The sequence below is a fragment of the Rhizobium sp. SVR5-9E genome, from assembly GCF_056755095.1.
Genome location: NZ_JBNDHS010000690.1, coordinates 1 through 239 on the forward strand (window position 1 = coordinate 1; position 239 = coordinate 239).

At 42.7% G+C, this 239-nt stretch carries 1 protein-coding gene; it reads right to left on the reverse strand.

What is annotated here, in order from left to right:
* Positions 1-239, reverse strand: a 239-nt coding sequence (locus ACPYOJ_RS36565) for a hypothetical protein (RefSeq protein ID WP_481420565.1), incomplete at both ends; no start/stop codon positions are given.

Genomic DNA, 239 nt, shown 5'->3' on the forward strand with positions numbered 1-239 from the left:
TTCTTAATCAGCGAAGTTCCCCAAAGGAAATCCGGATGAATGAGCAACAGATATCCTGTCGGTTCCACTTCTACATCAGGTTTCATTTCAAGGCTCAGAAACTGAAGCGGCGAAACAAAGCAAAGCACCCCGGAATCAAAATCATATTCCTGCTGGCCATAATTGAATTTGGCATTGACATTCCGTTTCAGACCGACCGAATAGTAATTCTGAATCCATTTAAGTTCCGTGTCATTGAC